The 18,728-nt window shown below is 74.3% G+C and carries 17 protein-coding genes; 9 read left to right on the top strand and 8 right to left on the bottom strand.

What is annotated here, in order from left to right; genetic code table 11:
- The first annotated feature begins 21 nt into the window (after window positions 1-21).
- Genes AC1DQC_RS12845 through AC1DQC_RS12835 form a run of 3 tightly spaced genes read left to right on the top strand, consistent with a single transcriptional unit; the run spans window position 22 to window position 2,026 of the window.
- Window positions 22-948 (top strand): Ppx/GppA family phosphatase, encoded by a 927-nt coding sequence (locus tag AC1DQC_RS12845; RefSeq protein WP_477051628.1) that lies wholly within the window; start codon window positions 22-24, stop codon window positions 946-948.
- A 32-nt stretch (window positions 949-980) separates the two neighbouring features.
- Entirely contained in the window at window positions 981-1,397 is a 417-nt protein-coding gene (locus AC1DQC_RS12840) for a nuclear transport factor 2 family protein (RefSeq protein WP_477051627.1), read from the top strand.
- 44 nt (window positions 1,398-1,441) lie between these two features.
- On the top strand, window positions 1,442-2,026 hold the full coding sequence (locus tag AC1DQC_RS12835) for a mycothiol transferase (RefSeq protein ID WP_477051626.1): 585 nt from the start codon (window positions 1,442-1,444) through the stop codon (window positions 2,024-2,026).
- Here AC1DQC_RS12835 and AC1DQC_RS12830 read toward each other — a convergent pair.
- Window positions 2,004-2,984 (bottom strand): helix-turn-helix transcriptional regulator, encoded by a 981-nt coding sequence (locus AC1DQC_RS12830; RefSeq protein ID WP_477051625.1) that lies wholly within the window; start codon window positions 2,982-2,984, stop codon window positions 2,004-2,006. The genes AC1DQC_RS12835 and AC1DQC_RS12830 overlap by 23 nt on opposite strands.
- 164 nt (window positions 2,985-3,148) lie before the next feature.
- Here AC1DQC_RS12830 and AC1DQC_RS12825 point away from each other — a divergent pair, with 164 nt between their 5' ends.
- On the top strand, window positions 3,149-3,550 hold the full coding sequence (locus AC1DQC_RS12825; RefSeq protein ID WP_477051624.1) for a four-helix bundle copper-binding protein: 402 nt from the start codon (window positions 3,149-3,151) through the stop codon (window positions 3,548-3,550).
- On the opposite strand, the gene AC1DQC_RS12820 is transcribed toward AC1DQC_RS12825, so the two are convergent.
- Together AC1DQC_RS12820 and AC1DQC_RS12815 are read right to left on the bottom strand one after the other, a co-directional pair.
- Window positions 3,547-3,801, bottom strand: coding sequence for a nuclease (locus tag AC1DQC_RS12820; protein ID WP_477051623.1), 255 nt, complete (start codon window positions 3,799-3,801; stop codon window positions 3,547-3,549). The genes AC1DQC_RS12825 and AC1DQC_RS12820 overlap by 4 nt on opposite strands.
- A gap of 333 nt (window positions 3,802-4,134) precedes the next feature.
- Window positions 4,135-4,722, bottom strand: coding sequence for a TIGR03086 family metal-binding protein (locus AC1DQC_RS12815; RefSeq protein ID WP_477051622.1), 588 nt, complete (start codon window positions 4,720-4,722; stop codon window positions 4,135-4,137).
- 98 nt (window positions 4,723-4,820) lie between these two features.
- Between AC1DQC_RS12815 and AC1DQC_RS12810 the strand changes: the two genes are divergently transcribed.
- The gene (locus tag AC1DQC_RS12810; protein ID WP_477051621.1) at window positions 4,821-5,447 is read left to right on the top strand and encodes a TetR/AcrR family transcriptional regulator; all 627 of its coding nucleotides are present in this window, start codon (window positions 4,821-4,823) and stop codon (window positions 5,445-5,447) included.
- 9 nt (window positions 5,448-5,456) lie between these two features.
- Here AC1DQC_RS12810 and AC1DQC_RS12805 read toward each other — a convergent pair whose 3' ends face one another.
- Window positions 5,457-8,015 (bottom strand): helix-turn-helix transcriptional regulator, encoded by a 2,559-nt coding sequence (locus tag AC1DQC_RS12805; protein ID WP_477051620.1) that lies wholly within the window; start codon window positions 8,013-8,015, stop codon window positions 5,457-5,459.
- A 512-nt stretch (window positions 8,016-8,527) separates the two neighbouring features.
- Between AC1DQC_RS12805 and AC1DQC_RS12800 the strand changes: the two genes are divergently transcribed.
- The 3 genes from AC1DQC_RS12800 to AC1DQC_RS12790 all read left to right on the top strand — a co-directional run bounded on the left by AC1DQC_RS12800 (window position 8,528) and on the right by AC1DQC_RS12790 (window position 12,943).
- Window positions 8,528-9,751, top strand: coding sequence for an IniB N-terminal domain-containing protein (locus tag AC1DQC_RS12800; RefSeq protein ID WP_477051619.1), 1,224 nt, complete (start codon window positions 8,528-8,530; stop codon window positions 9,749-9,751).
- An 82-nt stretch (window positions 9,752-9,833) separates the two neighbouring features.
- Complete coding sequence (locus AC1DQC_RS12795; RefSeq protein WP_477051618.1) at window positions 9,834-11,669, top strand: dynamin family protein; 1,836 nt, start codon at window positions 9,834-9,836, stop codon at window positions 11,667-11,669.
- Window positions 11,666-12,943, top strand: a complete 1,278-nt coding sequence (locus AC1DQC_RS12790) for a dynamin family protein (RefSeq protein ID WP_477051617.1) — start codon at window positions 11,666-11,668, stop codon at window positions 12,941-12,943. The genes AC1DQC_RS12795 and AC1DQC_RS12790 overlap by 4 nt, the downstream gene beginning before the upstream one ends.
- Here AC1DQC_RS12790 and AC1DQC_RS12785 read toward each other — a convergent pair.
- Together AC1DQC_RS12785 and AC1DQC_RS12780 are read right to left on the bottom strand one after the other, a co-directional pair.
- Entirely contained in the window at window positions 12,918-13,574 is a 657-nt protein-coding gene (locus AC1DQC_RS12785; RefSeq protein WP_477051616.1) for a hypothetical protein, read from the bottom strand. The genes AC1DQC_RS12790 and AC1DQC_RS12785 overlap by 26 nt on opposite strands.
- Window positions 13,575-13,618: 44 nt before the next feature.
- Window positions 13,619-15,121: a helix-turn-helix domain-containing protein gene (locus AC1DQC_RS12780; protein WP_477051615.1), complete on the bottom strand. Its 1,503-nt coding sequence runs from the start codon at window positions 15,119-15,121 to the stop codon at window positions 13,619-13,621.
- Between the two features lie 129 nt (window positions 15,122-15,250).
- Between AC1DQC_RS12780 and AC1DQC_RS12775 the strand changes: the two genes are divergently transcribed.
- Window positions 15,251-17,128: a phosphoenolpyruvate carboxykinase (GTP) gene (locus AC1DQC_RS12775; RefSeq protein WP_477051614.1), complete on the top strand. Its 1,878-nt coding sequence runs from the start codon at window positions 15,251-15,253 to the stop codon at window positions 17,126-17,128.
- 15 nt (window positions 17,129-17,143) lie between these two features.
- Here the strand turns inward: AC1DQC_RS12775 and AC1DQC_RS12770 are convergent, their stop codons facing one another.
- Together AC1DQC_RS12770 and hpaH are read right to left on the bottom strand one after the other, a co-directional pair.
- A complete protein-coding gene (locus AC1DQC_RS12770) occupies window positions 17,144-17,944 on the bottom strand; it encodes an HpcH/HpaI aldolase family protein (protein WP_477051613.1) in 801 nt (266 codons plus the stop codon).
- Window positions 17,929-18,714 carry a 2-oxo-hept-4-ene-1,7-dioate hydratase gene (gene hpaH, locus AC1DQC_RS12765; RefSeq protein WP_477051612.1) on the bottom strand — a complete coding sequence of 262 codons (786 nt, stop codon included), beginning with the start codon at window positions 18,712-18,714 and terminating at the stop codon, window positions 17,929-17,931. Before hpaH ends, AC1DQC_RS12770 begins: the two co-directional genes overlap by 16 nt.
- Window positions 18,715-18,728: the final 14 nt, after the last annotated feature.

The raw sequence follows: 18,728 nt of genomic DNA, 5'->3' as shown, positions 1-18,728 counted from the left end.
CGCGGGCGTAGCGTGCCGTCCATGCGACTCGGGGTGCTGGACGTCGGCTCGAACACGGTCCACCTGCTGGTCGTCGACGCCCGCCGCGGCGCTCCCCCGCAGGCGCCCTCGTCACACAAGTCCGTGCTCCGGCTCATGCGGTACCTGGAGCCGTCGGGCGCGATCAGCGACGAGGGCGTGGCCGCGGTCGTCGACGCGGTGTCCGCGGCGGTCGCCGCCGGTGCCGACGCCGGGATCACCGAGATGCTGGCGTTCGCCACGTCGGCGCTGCGCGAGGCGGCCAACGGTCCCGAGGTGCTCGCCCTGGTGGAGTCCACGACCGGCGTCCGGCTGCAGGTGCTCACCGGTGAGGACGAGGCCCGCCTGACGTTCCTGGCCGTGCGCCGCTGGTTCGGCTGGTCGGCGGGGGACGTCCTGCTCCTCGACATCGGCGGTGGGTCGCTCGAGATCGCGGCCGGTGGCAGCGAGATCCCCGACGTGGCGGTGTCGCTGCCGCTCGGCGCCGGCCGGTCGACCGTCGCCTTCCTGCACGACGACCCGCCGACGGAGCCGCAGGTCGCGGCGCTCCGCGCGCACGCGCGCGAACGGCTGCGGGAGGCGCGCGGGCTCTTCGCCGGCCACGCGGCACCGGCGCACGTGGTGGGCTCGTCGAAGACCATCCGCTCCCTCGCTCGCCTGGCCGGGTCGCTCGCCGACGGCGTCGGGCCGCAGGACCGCCGGCTGCTGCGTCGGGCCGCGCTCGAGGACTGGGTCCCGCGGCTGGCCAAGATCCCCGCCGCCGCCCGGCCGGCCCTGCCCGGCATCACCGAGGACCGGACGTTCCAGATCGTCGCGGGCGGGATCGTGCTGGCCGAGACCATGCGCGCGTTCGGGCTGGACGAGCTGGAGGTCTCGCCGTGGGCGCTGCGCGAGGGACTGATCCTGCAGTACCTCGACCACCTGGGGTGAGGGACGGGTTCTCAGGCCGTACCGTCGGTGCCGTGGACCAGCTCAGCCAGACCGGCCTCCCCGATCCCGCCGAGTTCAGCGCGGACTGGGTCGCCGCGTGGAACGCGCACGACCTCGACACGCTGCTGTCGCATTTCCACGACGACGTCGTCTTCACCTCCCCGGTGGCGGCGCAGATCGTCCCTGAGTCCGGCGGCGTGCTGCGTGGGAAGGACGCGCTGCGCGCCTACTGGACCGAGGGCCTGCGGCGGATCCCGGACCTCCGCTTCTCCGTCGAGCGCGTGTTCGCCGGGGTGAGCGTGCTGGTGATCAGCTACCGCAACCAGCGCGGCAACCTGGTCGACGAGGTGCTCGTCTTCGCGGACGGCGTCGTGGTCGAGGGGCACGTCACCTACCTGACCGGCGACGCCGCCGACGACAATCCGGCGGGAACCGTCGAGCCGCGATGACGATCCGGACGGAGATCGTCCGGAAACCGTCCTACGGTCGGCGCATGACGACTGCACCCTGGTTCCCGCCCATGGCCGGCTCCGAGCTCGACCACCTCGTCGGCGCCCTCGACCGGCTCCGCACGACGTTCCGCTGGAAGGCCGACGGACTCGACTCCGCCGGCCTCGCGCAGCACATCGGCGTGTCCGCCCTGACCCTCGGCGGACTGCTCAAGCACCTCGCCGCGGTCGAGGACACCACGTTCCGCTGGAAGCTCGCCGGCCAGCACCCGGGCGACATGTGGCAGCCGCAGACCTGGGGCGAGAACGACACCGAGCTCCTGTCCGCGGCGCACGACACCCCCGAGCAGCTCTACGCCGCGTGGGACGGCGCGGTCGCGCGGTCGCGGGACCGGTTGGCGGAGGCGCTGGAGAACGACGGCCTGGACCAGCTCGGGCACGACGGCGACGACGACGGGAACCACGCGTCCCTGCGGCGGCTGCTCTTCGACCTGATCGAGGAGTACGGCCGGCACACCGGCCACGCGGACCTGCTGCGCGAGGCGGTGGACGGCCGCGTCGGCGAGGACCCGCCGCTGGACTGGCGGCCGGTGTCCGGAGCGCCGCTCACGTGGATCCGCGAGCGGTGACGGCCTCCTCGGTGGCCGCGAGCATCCGGCGGCCGAGCGCGCGCACCGTCGCCAGCAGCTCGGGGCCGCCGACCACGCGGTAGTCGACGGGCACCGGCGCGAGGCGCTCGGCGTACCAGTAGGGGTTGCTCGTCGTGCCCACCAGGCGGCACGTCGAGCCGTCGATCGCCTCGAGCCGGCCTAGTCCGCGCGGGAGCCAGTGCTGCGCGCGGTGCGCCGGCGCCTGCAGGACCACGTCGACGGCGAACTCCCACCCGGAGGCCAGGTGCGCGTCGAGCTCGGCGACGGGGTCGAGCTCGGCGGGCGGCGTGAACGTGTCGTCCAGCAGGTCGACCCGCTCCACCCGGTCGACGCGGTACGCGCGGCGCTCGCCGGCCGCGACCGACCGGCAGAGCAGGTACCAGCGGCCGTGCCGGACGACGACCGCCCAGGGCTCCACCTCGCTCTCCCAGGCGTTGCCGCTCTCGGACCGGTAGGCCAGCCGCGCGCGGCGGTGCGCGGCGCAGGCCTGCACGAGCGTCGTGGCCGTACGCGGGTCCGGCCGGGCCGCGGCCCGGTCGGGTGCCGGCGCGGCGACGTCCCGGACCGCCCGCACGGGTGCCGCGACCGCCTCGGGCAGCGCGCGCAGGATCTTGCCGATCGCGGTGCCGACGGGTTCGGTGGGGTCGTCGAGGTCGTGGTGCCCGTCCAGCACCGCCATGACGAGCGCCAACGCCTCCGGCGCGCTCAGCATGAGGGGCGGCGGCCGCAGCCCGCGCCCGACCCGGTAGCCGCCGTAGGGACCGCGCACGGACACGATCGGGATGCCCGCCTCGCGCAGGTTCGTCACGTAGCGCCGAGCCGCCCGCTCCGAGACGCCGAGGGTCGCCGAGAGGCGTTCGGCCGTGATGCCCGGGCTCGACTGGATGAGCTCGAGCGTCGTCAGGGCGCGGGAGGTCGGGTTCGGGTCGCCGCTCACACCGCCTCCGATCCGGACGCATCGCGTCCGGAACCGACCCTAGGAGTAACGCCGTCGTTTCGCGACGAGGTCGCGGCGACGACACCGTGGCGCCGGGCCGAACGCCCGGCGTACCGTCGCAAGGGCACGATCACCGGGCGTCCGACGAGAGCGGGAGATCAACCATGAACATGATGACGGACATGATGAAGTCCATGCCGATGGGTGACACGGCCATGCAGATGCCGATGATGCAGGAGTGCATCGAGGCGTGCTCGGCGGCCTCGATGGCGGCGACGATGTGCGCGGACGCCGACGGCGGAGAGGGCATGGGCCGATGTGCGTCCATGTGCATGAACACGGCCGATGTCGCGACGACCATGATGCGCATGATGATGCGGCCGACCGGCTATGACATGGGCGTCATGACCTCGATGATGACGGCGTGCATGGCGATGGGCGAGGCCTGCGCGGCCGAGTGCTCGATGCACGCCGAGATGTCCGAGCACTGCCGCATCTGCGCCGCCGCGTGCACGGCGATGGTGGATGCCTGCAGGGCCGCGATGACCTCGATGCAGTCGGCCTAGCCGACCACGGGGCGCGCGGAGTACCACGCGCCTCCCAGGGCGACGACGCCGGCGACCAGGTGCAAGGCGACGGGCTCGCCGATCGCGGGCGACGCCGTGGTCGCGAGCACGGCTGTCTGTCCGTCGAGCAGGGCGACCGTGAGGGTGCCGGGCTCGTGCGCGGAGACCAGGCCGTCGCGCCAGGCGCTCGGCGAGGCGGTGGCGACGGCTTCCTGGATGGGAAGCAGGTCGATTCGGGTGCGGTTCGGCACGTCATGCTCCATCGATCGTCTTGCGATGCCACTGTGTGGTCCGCACCGGCGGGCGGTGTCGGGCTGCGCCGCGGTGCGGCGGGACTGGTCCACACCCTCAGGGCAGGCAGGACGCCTGCGGGGAGCTCCTCAGAGCTGTGGGGACCGGTACGACAGGGTCGTCAGCGACACATTCGACAGCTGCACCGGTGCGTCGACGCGGCGTCGACGAAGCCCTCGTGGCGAGGGGCCACGGGCGCGGTGCGGTCGAGGGACATGCCACGAGTGTGCGACTGCGTCCACATGCTGTCAAGGCATCTCACATCTCGGACGACGCGTTCTCGCCGCCGACCGTCACCCCTCCGGCGGCGTCCAGCGCGGGTCGCGACCGAGGTAGCGCAGCAGCTCGGCGGAGGGCCCGTCGTCCTCCCCGGGTACCTCCGCGGCGTACGCGCCCCACTGCCGCAGCGGCTCGACGATCGCGCGGGCGGTCGGCAGGAGGAGCGCGGCCAGGTCGTCGTCGAGCGGCGACGACAGCCCGGCGGCGACGGCGACGTCCCACGCATGCACCGCCGCGTCGAGGGCCGCGGCGCCGGCGGCCGTACCGGCGGGGAGCACCCCCTGCGGCAGCGGCGTGGGCACGGTCCCGTCCGGGTCGACACCCGCGTAGGCACGCGCCGTCGCGTCGACGGCCGGACCGACGAGGTCGAGCGGCGACGTGTCGAGCACCCCGTCCGGCGCGAACGGGTCCCCGGAGGGTCCGTCGGCACCCGTGACGAAGAAGGCGTAGGCACGCTGGTCACCGGCGGCGTGCTGGAGCACCTGCGCGACGTCCCACAGCGCGCACGGCGTCGCGCGCCGGAGGTCGTCGGGGGTCAGCGACCCGGCGGTGGCGAGCAGCGCGGCGTGCGCGCGGTCGAGGACGTCGAACCCTGTGCCCATGTCAGTCTCCGAGGTAGGCGGAACGGAACGGAATGATTCATTCCGTTGGTCCTAACGTAGCGGAATGATTCATTCCGTTCAAGTGCTAGCGTGACCGCGTGGAAACACTCAGCGGTCGGCGCGGGCAGGCGGCGCGCAACGACGTCACCATCCTCGCGGCGGCCCGCACGGTCCTGACGGCCGACCCGGCGGCCCCGGTCTCGGCCGTCGCCCAGGCGGCGGGCGTGGGCATCAGCGCGCTGTACCGCCGGTACCCCAGCAAGGAGGCGCTGCTCGCGCAGCTGTGCCGGGACGGGCTGCGGGAGTACCTCGTCGTCGCGGACCGCGCCGACGCGATCGACGACCCGTGGGAGGCCTTCGCCGAGTTCGTCCGCGGGATCGTCGCGTCGGACGTGCACGGGCTGACCGTCCACCTCGCCGGGCTGTTCACCCCCACACCCGAGCACCGCCGGCTCGCCGACGAGGCCGGGCGGCGCGGGACGGCGATCCTGGGCCGGGCGCAGGACGCCGGGGTCGTGCGGGGCGATGCGGACGCCCAGGACCTCGCCATGGTCTGGGAGCAGCTGACGGCGCTCCGCCTGGGCGACGCCGACCGCACCGCGGAGCTGCGCCGCCGCTACGTCGAGATCCAGCTGCAGGGCCTGCGCGCCGCGGTCGACCCGCTCCCCCTGCCCACCGGTGCCCCGACGGCGGCCGAGCTCGGCGCCCGCTGGGCGCCCAGGTAGGGATCCGCGTCAGCCCGCCGGCACCTGCGCGAGCAGCCCCCGCAGGTGTGCCAGCAGCTCGCCGCGCGTGGTCAGGCCGAGCCGCTGGCGCATCCGGGCGACGTGGTGCTCGACCGTCTTCGGCGAGATGTACAGCCGCTCGGCGATCTCCCGGTAGGTCTGTCCGTCGACGACGAGGCGCGCGACCTCGAGCTCGCGAGCGCTCAGCAGGAGCCCGGTCGTGGGGGTCGACGCGGGGGCCGGCGCGCCGCGGGTGGCTCGCGTCACCGGCCGGACCGCGCCCGACGGCGCCGGCTCGTCCCTTGGCGGCCGCAGGGAGCGCGCGAGCTGGAGCAGGCCGACCATGGACGCGCGGTCGGGCGTGCGGGCCGCCGCGTGACCCACCAGCCGCGCTCCGTCCCACGCCATCCCGACGCCGGCCAGCCGCCGGGCGGCCCGCTCGACGGCGCGGGGCTCCACCCGCGCGCCCAGCACCTGCAGCCAGACGCGGGCGGCGTCGGCAAGGACGCGGGCGTAGTGGCTGTCCCGGGCGGCCTCAGCGAGCGGACGCGCGTGCCGTTCGAGCCAGTCCGGTCGCTCGGCGACGATGGCGACCTGGATGCCGTACCAGTGGTGGGGCGCCGACCAGAGCACCGGATGACCCAGCGACTCCAGGATGGTCCCGGCCTGCTCCAGGTGCGACGCGACCCGGGACGCCTCGTCCAGGCGCGCCGCGGCCACGGCGATCTCGCCGAGCGGCAGCAGGCCAAACAGGTCGGCCGGCCGGCGCACGAGCGCGTCGATCGCCGGCGGCCACGCGTTGACCAGCGCCGCCAGGTCGTTCGACCGGCGCGCGACGCCCAGGGCGATCGCCCGCGCGACCAGGTCGTCGCGCGCGCCGAGACGTCCGTCGCAGGCCTGCTCCGCGAGGGCGAGCTCCGCGCTCGCCTCCTCCAGGCGGCCGTCGAGCATCGCCGCCCACGCGAGCAGCAACCGGTGGCGCGGCTGAGCCACCGGTCCGCCCAGCCCGGACTCGACCGCCTCCCGCAGCGCCGTCGTCGCGTGGTCGCCGGCACCGCAGTGCAGGGCGACGAGCGCGCCGAGGGCGGCCGGGGTGTCGGGGAGCAGCGCGCCGCGGCACCGGGTCCGCAGGACGGCGGCCGCCTCGAGCAGGGTCGAGAGCCCGGCCGTCCCGTCGCCGTCGAGCGACTGCTGCACGCCGCGCACCATCAGCTCGCGTGCACCGTCCAGCAGGCTCGGCGGGTGGTCCTCCACGGGCCAGTCGGGGTGCCGCCCCTCGGCGCGACCGGTCTGCAGGGCCACGAGCGACCACAGCTGCGCCGCCGCGACGTCGCCCGCGTCCGCGAGCGGTCGGTACACCGCGGCCGCGTGGCTCGCGAGACCCTCGTACGCGAGCGCGGCGCCCAGCACCTGGGCGGCGTCGGCGGCACGCGTGCCCGTCGCGAGCGCGAGCGCCTCGTCGGCGAGCCGGGTCGCCGTCGGCATGTCACCGGCCAGGGCCGCGGCCCGGGCACGGTCGACGACGAGGGCCTCGGCGTCCGCGCCCGCGCTCACCGCGTCGGCGAACAGCCCCGCAGCCCGCGCCGGGTCGGTGTCGACGAGCTCGCGCGCCGCCCGGGTGCGCACCTGCGCGAGGGCGGCGTCGTGGACGTGCACCGACGCGGTGCGTCCGGCGATCTCGAGGGGCGCATCCCCCCGGTCCTGCAGCGCCGCGAGCACCCCGTCGAGGACGGACGTGCGGTGCTCCGGAGCGGTGGTCACCAGCACCGCCTCCTGCACGGCGGGCACGACCGAGCCGTCCGGGCGCAGCAACCCGCTGACCTGCAGGTGCTCCAGCACCTCGACCAGCTCGGTCGGGCTGCGGTCCAGCACCGCGGTCAACGCCCCCGGGTCGGGTGGGGCGCCCAGGCACAGCGCGAGCACGGCGTCCCGCAGCACCGGCAGCCATGCGTCGTCGACGTTGGCCAGCCGCCGGACGGGATCCCAGCCCGCGAGCGCGCCGGACCGGTCCCACGGCGCCGGACCGGCGCCGTCGGCCCCGTCGAGCATCGCGTCGACGAGGCACAGCACGCCCCCCGTGGCCGCCGTCAGCGCGTCGACCGCCGCGTCGTCCAGGTCGTGGCCGAGGCGGTGGCGGGCGCGCGCCGCGACCTGGGCGCGGTCCAGCGCGTCGAGGCGGACGGTCGTGCCGCGATCGCCGATGAGCTCCCGGAGCTCGCCGAGGCCGCGCTCGACCGGCCACGGCCGGAAGGCGATCGCGACCTGCGCGCCGGGACGGTGCGCCGCCTCGACGATGCGGCGCACCGCGTCGTCGCCGAGCGCGTGGACGTCGTCCACGATGAGCGGCGCCTCACCGCCACCGACCGGTCGGTMCTGCCGTGCGGCCAGACCCGTGCCCGGCTCACCACGGGCGTAGAGCGCGCGCAGCGACGCGAGCGCGAGGCTCTTGCCGCTGCCGCCCGGTCCGGTGACGGCGACCAGCCGGGGCGCCCCCGGGTCCGCGCCGACGCTCCGGAGCAGCCGCTCGACCTGGACGACCCCGCGGGCCCCCACCTCGTCGGCGTTCATGTGCTCATCCCCCACGGAGCCGCTGCGAGCGGCACTCACGACAGCGCCGGCACGGCGACCACGAGGGTCGCGAGCCCGTCCGACGACGACCACGGGCGCCTGTTTCTGCAGCGCCCCCGCTCGGGGTCTCGAGGATCGTGGAACTGTCGATGCGGTCCGGCGACGGTGCCGGGCCTTGCCCCCACGGCATGATGCTCTCCCCCACCGGCGGGGCGCACCCTCTTGTCACGATTCGCCCCGATTCGCGCGACCGGCGCTCGCGCGGCATCGGCGAACGATGCCGCAGGTCAGAGCGATGATCCGCGACCAGGTCCGCTCTGAGCGGGGAGTTGCACGGTCGTCCATTTTCACCCACCCCCCAGGCGCCTCCGGAGCCCCGACCCCGGCGGGACCGCACCGAACCCCCAGTGCGGCGCTCTCAGGAGGGGGGTGGCCCCCGATGGTCCGCGGGGCCTCGCTCCCTAGCGTCGGGGTCACCGCACCGCGTGACCACGCTCAACGAAGGGAAGACCATGTCCAGCGTCGCGAGCACACTGCTCGACTTCATCCTGAACCTGCTGCGTGACCCGGAGACCGCCGAGGCCTTCGCCCGGGACCCGCAGGGCACGCTCGAGGACCACGGCCTCGGCGACATCACGTCGGTCGACATCGACGACATCATGCCCGTGCTCATGGACGCGTCGCCGTCGAGCTTCGACCGCGCCTACTCCACCGGGGGCAACTCGCTGGGCGCGTCCCAGTCCTCGTCCGGCGGCGGTGGCATGGCCGGCGGTGGCGGCGGCTCCTCCGGCGGCGGTGGCGGCGAGGCCGCGTCGCTCGCCGGTGGCGGCAGCGTCGGCGTGAGCGCGGCCATCCCGCAGCTCCAGCAGGTCTTCCAGACCTACACGTACAACACGTCGACCATCGACGACCGCGACACCATCGTCGACTCGTCCGTGAACCAGAACATCTGGGCGGACGGCGACGTGGACCAGATGTTCGACCTCAGCACCGTGACCGCCTCGGGCGGCGGCGTCGCCGCGGGCCGCGACCTGTCCGGCACCGCGATCGTCGGCGACGGCAACATCACGGGCGACGACAACACCGTCGGCAACACGAACAACTCGAACCAGGGCAACACCAGCGACTCGTACAACCCGAGCGACTCCTACAACGACAACTCCGACAACAGCGACCGGTCCGACAACTCCGACGACGACGGCATCGACAACGACAACTCCCACAACGACAACTCGACGGACGACCACACCGACAACTCCGACAACAGCGACAACTCCGACAACAGCGACAACAGCGACGACGACGGCATCGACGTCGACAACTCCGGCAACGACAGCTCGACCGACGACCACAGCGACAACTCTGACAACAGCGACAACAGCGACAACAGCAACAACTCCGACAACAGCGACAACAGCGACGACGACGGCATCGACGTCGACAACTCCGGCAACGACAGCTCGACGGATGATCACACCGACAACTCGGACAACAGTGACAACTCCGACGACGACGGCATCGACGTCGACAACTCGGGCAACGACAGCTCGACGGACGACCACTCGGAGACCGACAACTCCATGGACGACCACTCCGACAACTCCGACGACGACGGCTTCGACGTCGACAGCTCGGGCAACGACTCGTCCACGGACAACTCGGACGACGACTTCATCGACGACGACAGCTCGTACACGGACGCGTCCGACGACGACTTCGTCGATGTCGACGTCTGACCAGTGAGAGGCCCGACCGGGCCGGGGTCCCCTGCCCCGACCCGGTCGCTCTCGCGTCTCCGCACCACCCCGAGGAGCTGCTGTGCTGCCACTGATGGACCTGCTCGACCGCGCCGAGGCGTTGTCGACCGACGCGGACCGCGTCGACCTGTTGGGCCGGCTGCGGCAGGCGCGCCGGCGCCTCCAAGACCCGCACGTCCGGGTGCTCGTCGTCGGGGAGCTCAAGCAGGGGAAGAGCCAGCTGGTCAACGCCCTGGTGAACGCGCCGGTGTGCCCGGTGGATGACGACGTGGCCACCTCCGTCACCACGGTCGTGGGATGGTCCGCGGCGCCGACGGCGGTGCTGATCGGCCTGCCGACGGGCACCGACGGCACGCCGGAGCTCGACCCGGCACGCCTGCGCCGCACCACCGTCCCGCTGGAGGCGCACGCGCGGTGCGTCGCGGAGCGGCGAGCACCGGACGGCTCGGCGGTGGACTGCTCCGAGGTGGGCCTGCCGCGGCACGTGCTGGCCGGCGGGCTGGTGCTCGTCGACACGCCCGGGGTGGGCGGCATCGGCTCCGCGGACGGCGCGGCGACGATGGCCGCCCTCCCGTCGGCGGACGCCGTCCTGCTGGTCTCGGACGCGGGTCAGGAGTACTCGGCACCCGAGGTCGAGTTCCTGCAGCAGGCCCTCAAGGTCTGCCCGAACGTCGCGTGCGTCCTCACCAAGACGGACCTGTACCCGCACTGGCGGGCGGTCGCCGAGCTGGACCGCCGCCACCTGCAGCGCGCGGGCGTCCGCGCGCCCCTCATCCCGGTCTCCTCCACGCTGCGGCTGCTGGCCGCGCGACGCCAGGACCGCGACCTGCACGACGAGTCCGGGTTCCCCGAGCTCGTCCGCTACCTGCGCGACGAGGTCGTCGACAACGCCGGCGTGCTGGCCCGGCGCTCCGTCGCGCACGACGTCGTGACCGTCACGGACCACCTGCTGATGGCGAGCCGCGCGCAGCTGTCGGCGCTCGAGGACCCGGCCAGCGGCGAGACCATCCTCGCGGGCCTGCAGACCGGCCGGCAGAACGCGGGCGACCTGCGCCGACGCAGCGCGCGGTGGCAGCAGCTCCTCCAGGACGGCACGACCGACCTGACCGCCGACATCGAGTACGACCTGCGCGACCGGCTGCGCCGGATCAGCCGCGAGGCCGAGGAGGCCATCGACAGCGGCGACCCCGGCGCGGTCTGGGACGAGTTCGACGAGTGGCTCTCGCAACGGGTCCGGGCGACGGTCGCGGCGAACTTCGTGTGGGCGCACGAGCGGGCGCAGTGGCTCGCCGCGCAGGTCGCGGGCCAGTTCGACGCGACCGACGTGGCCCTGCCCGAGCTCGTGCAGGGGGACGACGGCGAGGCGCTCGACCTGGTCGCCCGCCTCGAGCGGGTCCGCGTGGAGCCCGTCTCGCGCCTGCAGAAGACGCTCATCGCGCTCCGCGGGTCCTACGGCGGCGTGCTCATGTTCGGCATGGTCACCGCGATCGCGCTCGGCATGTCGATCGTCAACCCGATCTCCGTGGGGGTCGGCGTGATCCTCGGCGGCCGCGCCTACCGGGAGGACAAGGCCAATCGCGTCCGTCGGCGGCAGGCCGAGGCCAAGGCCGCGGTGAAGCGGCACCTCGACGAGGTCGTCTTCCAGGTGGGCAAGGACTCCAAGGACCGGCTGCGCCGGCTCCAGCGGGTGCTGCGCGACCACTTCACCACGCGCGCCGACGAGCTCGTGCGGTCCCTGGACGAGTCGATCCGGTCGACGCGCGAGGCGACCCGGACGGTCGACGGCGACCGCGCCGTCACGCTCGGCGGGCTGCGCGAGCGCGTGGCCGAGCTCGAGCGGCTGCGCGCTGATGCGGAGCGGTACGGCCTGCCCGCGCTCGAGGCGGTGCCGGCATGACCGGCGACGAGATCCGCGTCCCCGCGACGGGCCGTCGCCGGCGGCAGCGCGGACCCGGCGACCCCGACGGGGCCCTGCGTCCGACGTCCCGGCGCATCCGCGAGCTGCTGCAGGTCGCCCTGGAGGAGTACGCGCACGACCCGGTCGCCGCCGCGACCCTGCGCGGGCTGCTCGACCGCTTCGAGCGGCCGTTGACCGTCGGCCTCGCCGGGATGATCAAGTCCGGCAAGTCCACGCTGCTCAACGCGCTGGCCGGCGCGCGGGTCGCCGCGTCCGACGCGACCGAGTGCACCCGCACCGTCACCTGGTACCGGTACGGCGACGCCCCGCGCGTCCAGGTGCACCCGCGGTCCGGCCGCCCCTGGGAGAGCGCCGCGATGGCGGGCCGCACCGGCCTGGAGATCGACCTGCGCGGCGCCCCCGCGGACGAGATCGACCACGTCGACGTGTCGTGGCCCGCGCCGGCGCTGCGCGCGCTCACCCTGGTCGACACGCCGGGCCTGGACTCACTGTCCGGGATCGCGTCGCGCCGCTCGCACGAGTTCCTGGCCAGCGGCGCGTCCACCTCCGTGATCGACGTGGTGGTCTACCTGATGCGGCAGGTGCGACGCTCCGACCTGCGCTACCTCGAGGACCTCGCCCGGCTGCGGGGCGACGGCGGCGCGGCGAGCACGATCGCCGTCGTGGCGCGGGCCGACGAGGTGGGCGCGGGCCGTATCGACGCCCTCGTGTCCGCCGAGCGGCTGGCGCAGCGCCACCGCGAGAACCCGGACCTCACCCGGCTGTGCGGCGTCGCGCTGCCGGCCGCGGGACTGCTCGCCGAGACGGCCCAGACGCTGCGGCCGAGCGAGGTCGCGGACCTGCACGCGCTCGCGGCCCTGGACCGGCACGTGGTCGAGGAGCTGCTGCTCTCGGTGGACCGGTTCCGACGCCCGTCGCTGGCGGTGCCCGTGTCCCCCGACGCGCGGGCGGACCTGCTGGACCGCCTCGGCATGTTCGGCGTCCGCACGTGCCTGGCCCTGCTGCGCGGCAACCACCTCGACGCCGCGGGCCTGGCCGGCGAGCTCACCCGCCGCAGCGGCGTGGAGGAGCTGCGCCGACGACTCGACGTCGCGGTCGAGCGACGGGACCAGCACCTCGCGCAGGACGCGCTCGAGCAGCTGCTCGACCTGGCGCAGCTGGACGACCGGGTCCCCGACGTGGCGCGAGCGGCGCGCGAGCTCGCGGTCACCCCGGCGCAGCACGAGGTCAGCGTCGCCGACGCACGTCCTTGAACCACCGTCCCGCCGGCGGCAGGGCCAGCGCGACGGAACCCAGCAGGGCGAGCACGGCCTGCGCGAGCAGCGCGACCCGGTTGAGGTCGCCCGTCGGCGACGCGTCGGGGTCGGCGATGACGTCCTGCAGCACGAGCACGGTCAGCGCGCCCAGGACCCCGAGGACGACGAGCCCCCAGCGCGCTCCCCCGTGCCCCCCGGCCGTCCGCACGACGAGCACCAGGTGCACGAGCCAGACGAGCGCCAGCGCACCGACCACGATCCAGACGAGCACGCTGGCGGCGTCCTGCGCGGTCGCGAGCGTGGTCGTCGGGTCCGCCTTCACGACCTCCTCCGCGAACCGGTCGCGCAGCTGGGGCTGGGACCGCACGACGGACCCGGCGGCGAGCAGCCCGGCCGCCAGGCTGCCGACCCAGAGGCCGAGCGCGGTGGACACGATGCTCGGCATGGGCGGCGCAGCGCTGGTGGCCACGAAGCCCGCGCCACCGAGCTCCGGTCGCGGCGGCGGGCCGGCGTCGGCCGCGTCATCCGGCGCGATCTCCTCGGGGGCCCCGGCCGCGGGGACAGCGCCCTGCGCCGGGTCCGCCGACGTCGCGCGGCCCGCGGGCTCGGGCGCCGCTGCCTCAGGCATGAGCCTCAGGCTAGCCGGACGGTGGTCCGGCCGCGCGAGCCTGCCTACTCCTCGCCCGCGGCGTCCGGCGACTGCGGCGCGTGCCGGTCGAGGAACGCGTACACCTCGCGGGCGTCGACACCGGGAAACGCTCCGGTGGGGAGGGCGGTGAACACCTGCTGGTGGATCCGGGCACTGGGCCACGACGCGTCCTGCCAGCGCGCGGCCGCGCTGGCGGGCGGCCGGCGGCAGCACGCCTCGTCGGGGCACGTCGAGGCGTGGCGGACCGTCGTGTCGCGCCCGCGGAACCACTGCGCCGACGCGAAGGGCACCCCGACCGAGAGCGCCAGCTGGCCGGTGGTGCCGGAGCCGGTCTGCGTGGAGCACCAGAACGTGCCGGCCGGGGTGTCGGTGTACTGGTACGACTCCGACGTGCGGTCGCGCCGCGTGAGCGCACGGCGCACGCCCCAGCTCCGGCAGACCAGCTGACCCTCGATGGCGCCGGTCACGTCGGTGGGCAGCGGCAGCCCGTCGTTCGCGTACGCGCGGTAGATCGCGCCGTCGCCGCCGATCCGGACGAAGTGCACGGGGATGCCGAGGTGGTGGGTGGCCAGGCTGGTGAAGCGCTGCGCGGCGGCCTCGTGCGTGACGCCGAACGCGTCGCGCAGGTCCTCGATCGCGAGGTCCTTCTCCTTCTTGTGCTGCTGCAGGTGCTCCGCGGCGGCCGTCTCCGGCATGAGGCAGCAGGACGCGAAGTAGGTGGTCTCCATGCGCTGGCGCAGGAAGTCGTCGTACGACGTCGGGCGCTCGTGCCCCAGCACGCGGTGGGCGATCGCCTGCAGCGCCAGCGAGCGCAGGCCGTGCCCACCGGGGGTCGACGCCGGCGGCAGATAGACCCGGCCGTGCGCGAGGTCGGTGACCGTGCGCGTCGAGGCCGGCAGGTCGTCCACGTGGATGATGGCGAACCCGAGCTGCTCGGCCATCCGCGACACGGCCCGGTGCGTGAGCGCGCCCGCCGAGTAGCCCGCCTTGCGCACCATGGACTCCGCGAGCCGCTCGATGTCGGGCAGGTAGTTGTCGCGCTGCTGCCGCTCGAGCCGGATCTGCGTGTTCGCGCGGCGCGCCTCCTCGGGCGTCGCGACGGCTTCGAGGTCCCGTCGGGCGAGCTCGGCGTGGAGCCCGACCAGGTGCTCGAGCACCGGCAGGGGGAGCGACCGCCCGGGGCGCACCGCGGGCACGGACAGGCGCTCGAAGCCTGCCGACCGCTGCGCCCGGTCGAGCGCGATCTCCAGGGCCGCGCGGCGGGAGGGCGGCTCGGCGTCGAGCAGGTCGGCCACGGTCACGTCCAGGGCGGTCGCCAGGCTGCGCAGCAGGGCGAGGCGCGGCTCGCGGCGTCCGTTCTCGAAGAGCGACAGGAGGCTGGGCGTGACGCCGACCTGACGACCCAGATCGTCGAGGGTCAGCCCCCGCGTCTTGCGCAGGTGCCGCATCCGGCGTCCGAGCGTGAGCGCGTCGGGTGCGTCGGCCACCCGGCCGGTGTCGTCGGTGTCACTCGCTCGTGCGGCCATAACGTGACTCTATGTCAAGAACGCCGAAAGTTGACGGCCAAGTTCGCCCGGGAGCACGTGCGGCTTGACGACACGATGGGGGTATCGAGAGCACGGGCCGGCCGAGGCCCACCGAAGGAGACCGAGACGATGACCACGCTGGCCGAGTCGCCCGCCGCCCGTCACCACACCCGCACCACGCTCCCCGACGTCACCGCCGCCGCCCTGCGCGGCGACGTGCACGCGTGGGTCGACACCGTCGCCGAGCTCACCGAGCCGGCCGCGGTCGTGTGGTGCGACGGGTCGGAGGCGGAACGGCGCTCGCTCGTGGCACAGATGGAGCGCACCGGCACGCTGCTGGCGCTCGACCCGACCCTGCGCCCCGGCAGCTACCTCGCCCGCTCGGACCCCGGCGACGTCGCGCGCGTCGAGTCGCGCACGTTCATCTGCTCGCGCGACGAGTCCGATGCCGGCCCGACCAACAACTGGCGCGAGCCGTCGGCCATGCGCGCCGAGCTCGACGCGGTGTTCGCGGGCAGCATGCGGGGGCGCACCATGTACGTGGTCCCGTTCTCGATGGGCCCCGTCGGCGGGCCTCTGTCCCACGCGGGCGTGCAGGTCACCGACTCCCCCTACGCGGTCGTGAGCATGCACGTCATGACGCGCGTGGGCCGCCCGGTGCTCGACCTCGTCGAGGGCGGAGCGCCGTTCGTGCCGGCGGTCCACTCGGTGGGCGCCCCGCTGGCCGACGGGCAGGACGACGTGCCGTGGCCGTGCAACCCGACGAAGTACATCTCCCACTTCCCCGAGACGCGCGAGATCTGGTCCTACGGCTCGGGCTACGGCGGCAACGCGCTGCTGGGCAAGAAGTGCTTCGCGCTGCGGATCGCGTCGGTCATGGGTCGCGACGAGGGCTGGCTGGCGGAGCACATGCTGCTGGTGCGGCTGACGTCGCCCCAGGGTCGGCGGTACCACGTCGCGGCGGCGTTCCCGTCGGCGTGCGGCAAGACGAACCTCGCGATGCTGCGGCCGACGCTGCCGGGCTGGCGCGTCGAGACGATCGGCGACGACATCGCGTGGCTGCGCCGCGGGCCCGACGGGTCGCTGCGGGCCATCAACCCGGAGGCCGGGTTCTTCGGCGTGGCACCGGGCACCGGCCCGGACACCAACCCCGCCGCGATCGAGACCCTCGCGCGCGACACGATCTTCACCAACGTGGCGCTCACGCCCGACGGCGACGTCTGGTGGGAGGGGCTGACCCCCGAGCCGCCCGAGCACCTGGTCGACTGGACCGGGCAGGACTGGACACCGTCCTCGGGTCGTCCCGCCGCGCACCCCAACTCGCGGTTCACGGTCGCGGCGGCGCAGTGCCCGACGATCGCCGACGGGTGGGACGACCCCGAGGGGGTGCCGCTCGACGCGATCGTGTTCGGCGGCCGCCGCGCCACCAACGTGCCGCTCGTGACCCAGGCGGAGAGCTGGGAGCACGGGGTGTTCATGGGCGCGACCATCTCGTCGGAACGCACCGCCGCGGCGGAGGGCGTGGTGGGCGAGCTGCGCCGCGACCCCTTCGCGATGATGCCATTCTGCGGTTACGACATGGCCGACCACTGGTCGCACTGGCTGCGCGTCGGGGCCACCCTCGACCCCGCCCGTCGGCCGCTCGTCTTCCAGGTGAACTGGTTCCGCAAGGACGACGAGGGCGCGTTCCTGTGGCCGGGCTTCGGCGAGAACTCGCGGGTGCTCGCGTGGATGGTGGACCAGGTCGACCGCCGACGCGGGCTGCGCACCGACGTCGGCGCCGTGCACAGCCCCGTCGGTCTGCTGCCTGCGCCCGGCGCGCTGGACACCCGCGGGCTCGACCTGGACGACGAGGCGCTCGCGCAGCTGTTCGGGATCGACCCCGACTCGTGGCAGCTCGAGGCCGACCTGACCGAGGAGTTCTTCGCGACCTTCGGCGACCGCGTCCCGGCGGCGCTGCGCGACCGGCTGGCCCGGATGCGCAGCGCGCTGGACCGGGCCCGCTGACGACGCGCGCCGGCGTCAGTAGCCGGCGCGCTGCGCGTCGTCGGTGCCGACGAACCGGGCGGCCAGAGCCTCGGACCCCCGCGCCAGGAGGGTGACGTCGGCGCCGACGAGCACGAAGGATGCGCCCGCGGCCAGGTAGGCGTCCGCGACGACCGGGTCGAAGGCGTTGACCCCGACCGGGACGCCCGCGCCGCGGACCGCCTCGAACGCCCGGAGCACGGCCGCCGTCACGTCCGGGTGGGTCTGGCGGCCGAGCAGGCCCATCGACGCCGCCAGGTCGGAGGGTCCGACGAACACGCCGTCGATCCCGTCGACCGCCGCGATCTCGGCCGCGGCGTCGACGCCGGCCAGCGACTCGACCTGCACGAACAGCGCGACGTGCTGGTCGGCGTCGGCGAGATAGCCGTCGACCCGGTTCCACCGCGCGGACCGCGCGAGCGCCGACCCGACACCCCGGCGGCCGCGCGGGGGGTAGCGCACGGCCTCCACCGCGGCGCGCGCCTCGTCGGCGGACGACACCATGGGCACCAGCAGGTTCTGCGCACCGAGGTCGAGCACCCGTTTGAGCGTGACCGGGTCGTTGCTCGGGACGCGGACGACGGGCGCGGCCGGGTAGGCGGCCACCGCCTGCAGCTGCGCGAGCACCGACTCGAGCCCGTTCGGCCCGTGCTCCATGTCGATGAGCACCCAGTCGAGGCCCGCGTCGGCGCAGATCTCCGCGACGAGCGGGCTGCCGGTGCACACCCACATCCCGGCGAGGGGTCGGGTGGCGGCCGCGAGGTCGTCGCGGAACGTCGGTCTCAACGGAAGCGGCACGAGATCGTCCCCATCGGTCCGTAGTCGCAGAGCACGGTGTCGTCGCGGGACACCCAGACGGGCCGCGTGAACGATCCCGCCAGGATGATCTCGCCCGCCTCGAGGCGCGCGCCGTGCTGGTGCAGCTTGTTCGCCAGCCACGCAACGCCGGTGGCCGGGTGGTTGAGCACGCCCGCCGCGACGCCGGTCTCCTCGATGGTCTCGTTGCGGTAGAGCAGCGCGGAGACCCAGCGCAGGTCGACCTGGTCGGGGGCCATCGGGCGGCCGCCCAGCACCATGCCGCCGTACGCGGCGTTGTCCGCGATGGTGTCGACGATCGTGCGACCCTCGAGCTCGATGTGCGAGTTGAGGATCTCCAGGGCCGGCGTCACGTACTCGGTCGCGCGCAGCACGTCGAAGACGGTGCACCGCGGTCCGACGAGCGGCGCCGCCAGGACGAACGCGAGCTCGACCTCGATCCGCACGTTCGAGAACGCGTCGAACGGGATGGTCGAGCCGTTCTCCCAGACGGTGTCGTCGAACATCACGCCGTAGTCGGGCTCGGTGATCCCCGTGGCCGCCTGCATCGCGCGCGACGTCAGGCCGATCTTGCGGCCGACCAGGCGCCGGCCGGCGGCGACCTGGGTGTCGCGCCAGACGCCCTGGATGGCGTACGAGTCGTCGATCGTGGCGTCGGGGTAGCGCGCGGTGATGCGCGTGACGATGCCGCGCGAGCGCTCGGCGTCGGCGAGCTCGTCCGCGATGGCTCTGATCGTCTCGGCGGTCAGCATCCTGGCTCCTTCGT

It is taken from the genome of Cellulomonas sp. P4_H12 (assembly GCF_056400905.1).
This window is presented reverse-complemented; position numbering and strand designations above follow the sequence as displayed.

What these genes read in the sequence shown, in the direction of transcription:
- AC1DQC_RS12845 (WP_477051628.1), top strand. Translation starts at nt 22, where the DNA reads ATGCGACTCGGGGTGCTGGACGTCGGCTCGAACACGGTCCACCTGCTG.
- AC1DQC_RS12835 (WP_477051626.1), top strand. Translation starts at nt 1,442, where the DNA reads ATGACGACTGCACCCTGGTTCCCGCCCATGGCCGGCTCCGAGCTCGAC.
- AC1DQC_RS12825 (WP_477051624.1), top strand. Translation starts at nt 3,149, where the DNA reads ATGAACATGATGACGGACATGATGAAGTCCATGCCGATGGGTGACACG.
- AC1DQC_RS12815 (WP_477051622.1), bottom strand. Translation starts at nt 4,722, where the DNA reads ATGGGCACAGGGTTCGACGTCCTCGACCGCGCGCACGCCGCGCTGCTC.
- AC1DQC_RS12800 (WP_477051619.1), top strand. Translation starts at nt 8,528, where the DNA reads ATGTCCAGCGTCGCGAGCACACTGCTCGACTTCATCCTGAACCTGCTG.
- AC1DQC_RS12790 (WP_477051617.1), top strand. Translation starts at nt 11,666, where the DNA reads ATGACCGGCGACGAGATCCGCGTCCCCGCGACGGGCCGTCGCCGGCGG.
- AC1DQC_RS12785 (WP_477051616.1), bottom strand. Translation starts at nt 13,574, where the DNA reads ATGCCTGAGGCAGCGGCGCCCGAGCCCGCGGGCCGCGCGACGTCGGCG.
- AC1DQC_RS12780 (WP_477051615.1), bottom strand. Translation starts at nt 15,121, where the DNA reads ATGGCCGCACGAGCGAGTGACACCGACGACACCGGCCGGGTGGCCGAC.
- AC1DQC_RS12775 (WP_477051614.1), top strand. Translation starts at nt 15,251, where the DNA reads ATGACCACGCTGGCCGAGTCGCCCGCCGCCCGTCACCACACCCGCACC.
- hpaH (WP_477051612.1), bottom strand. Translation starts at nt 18,714, where the DNA reads ATGCTGACCGCCGAGACGATCAGAGCCATCGCGGACGAGCTCGCCGAC.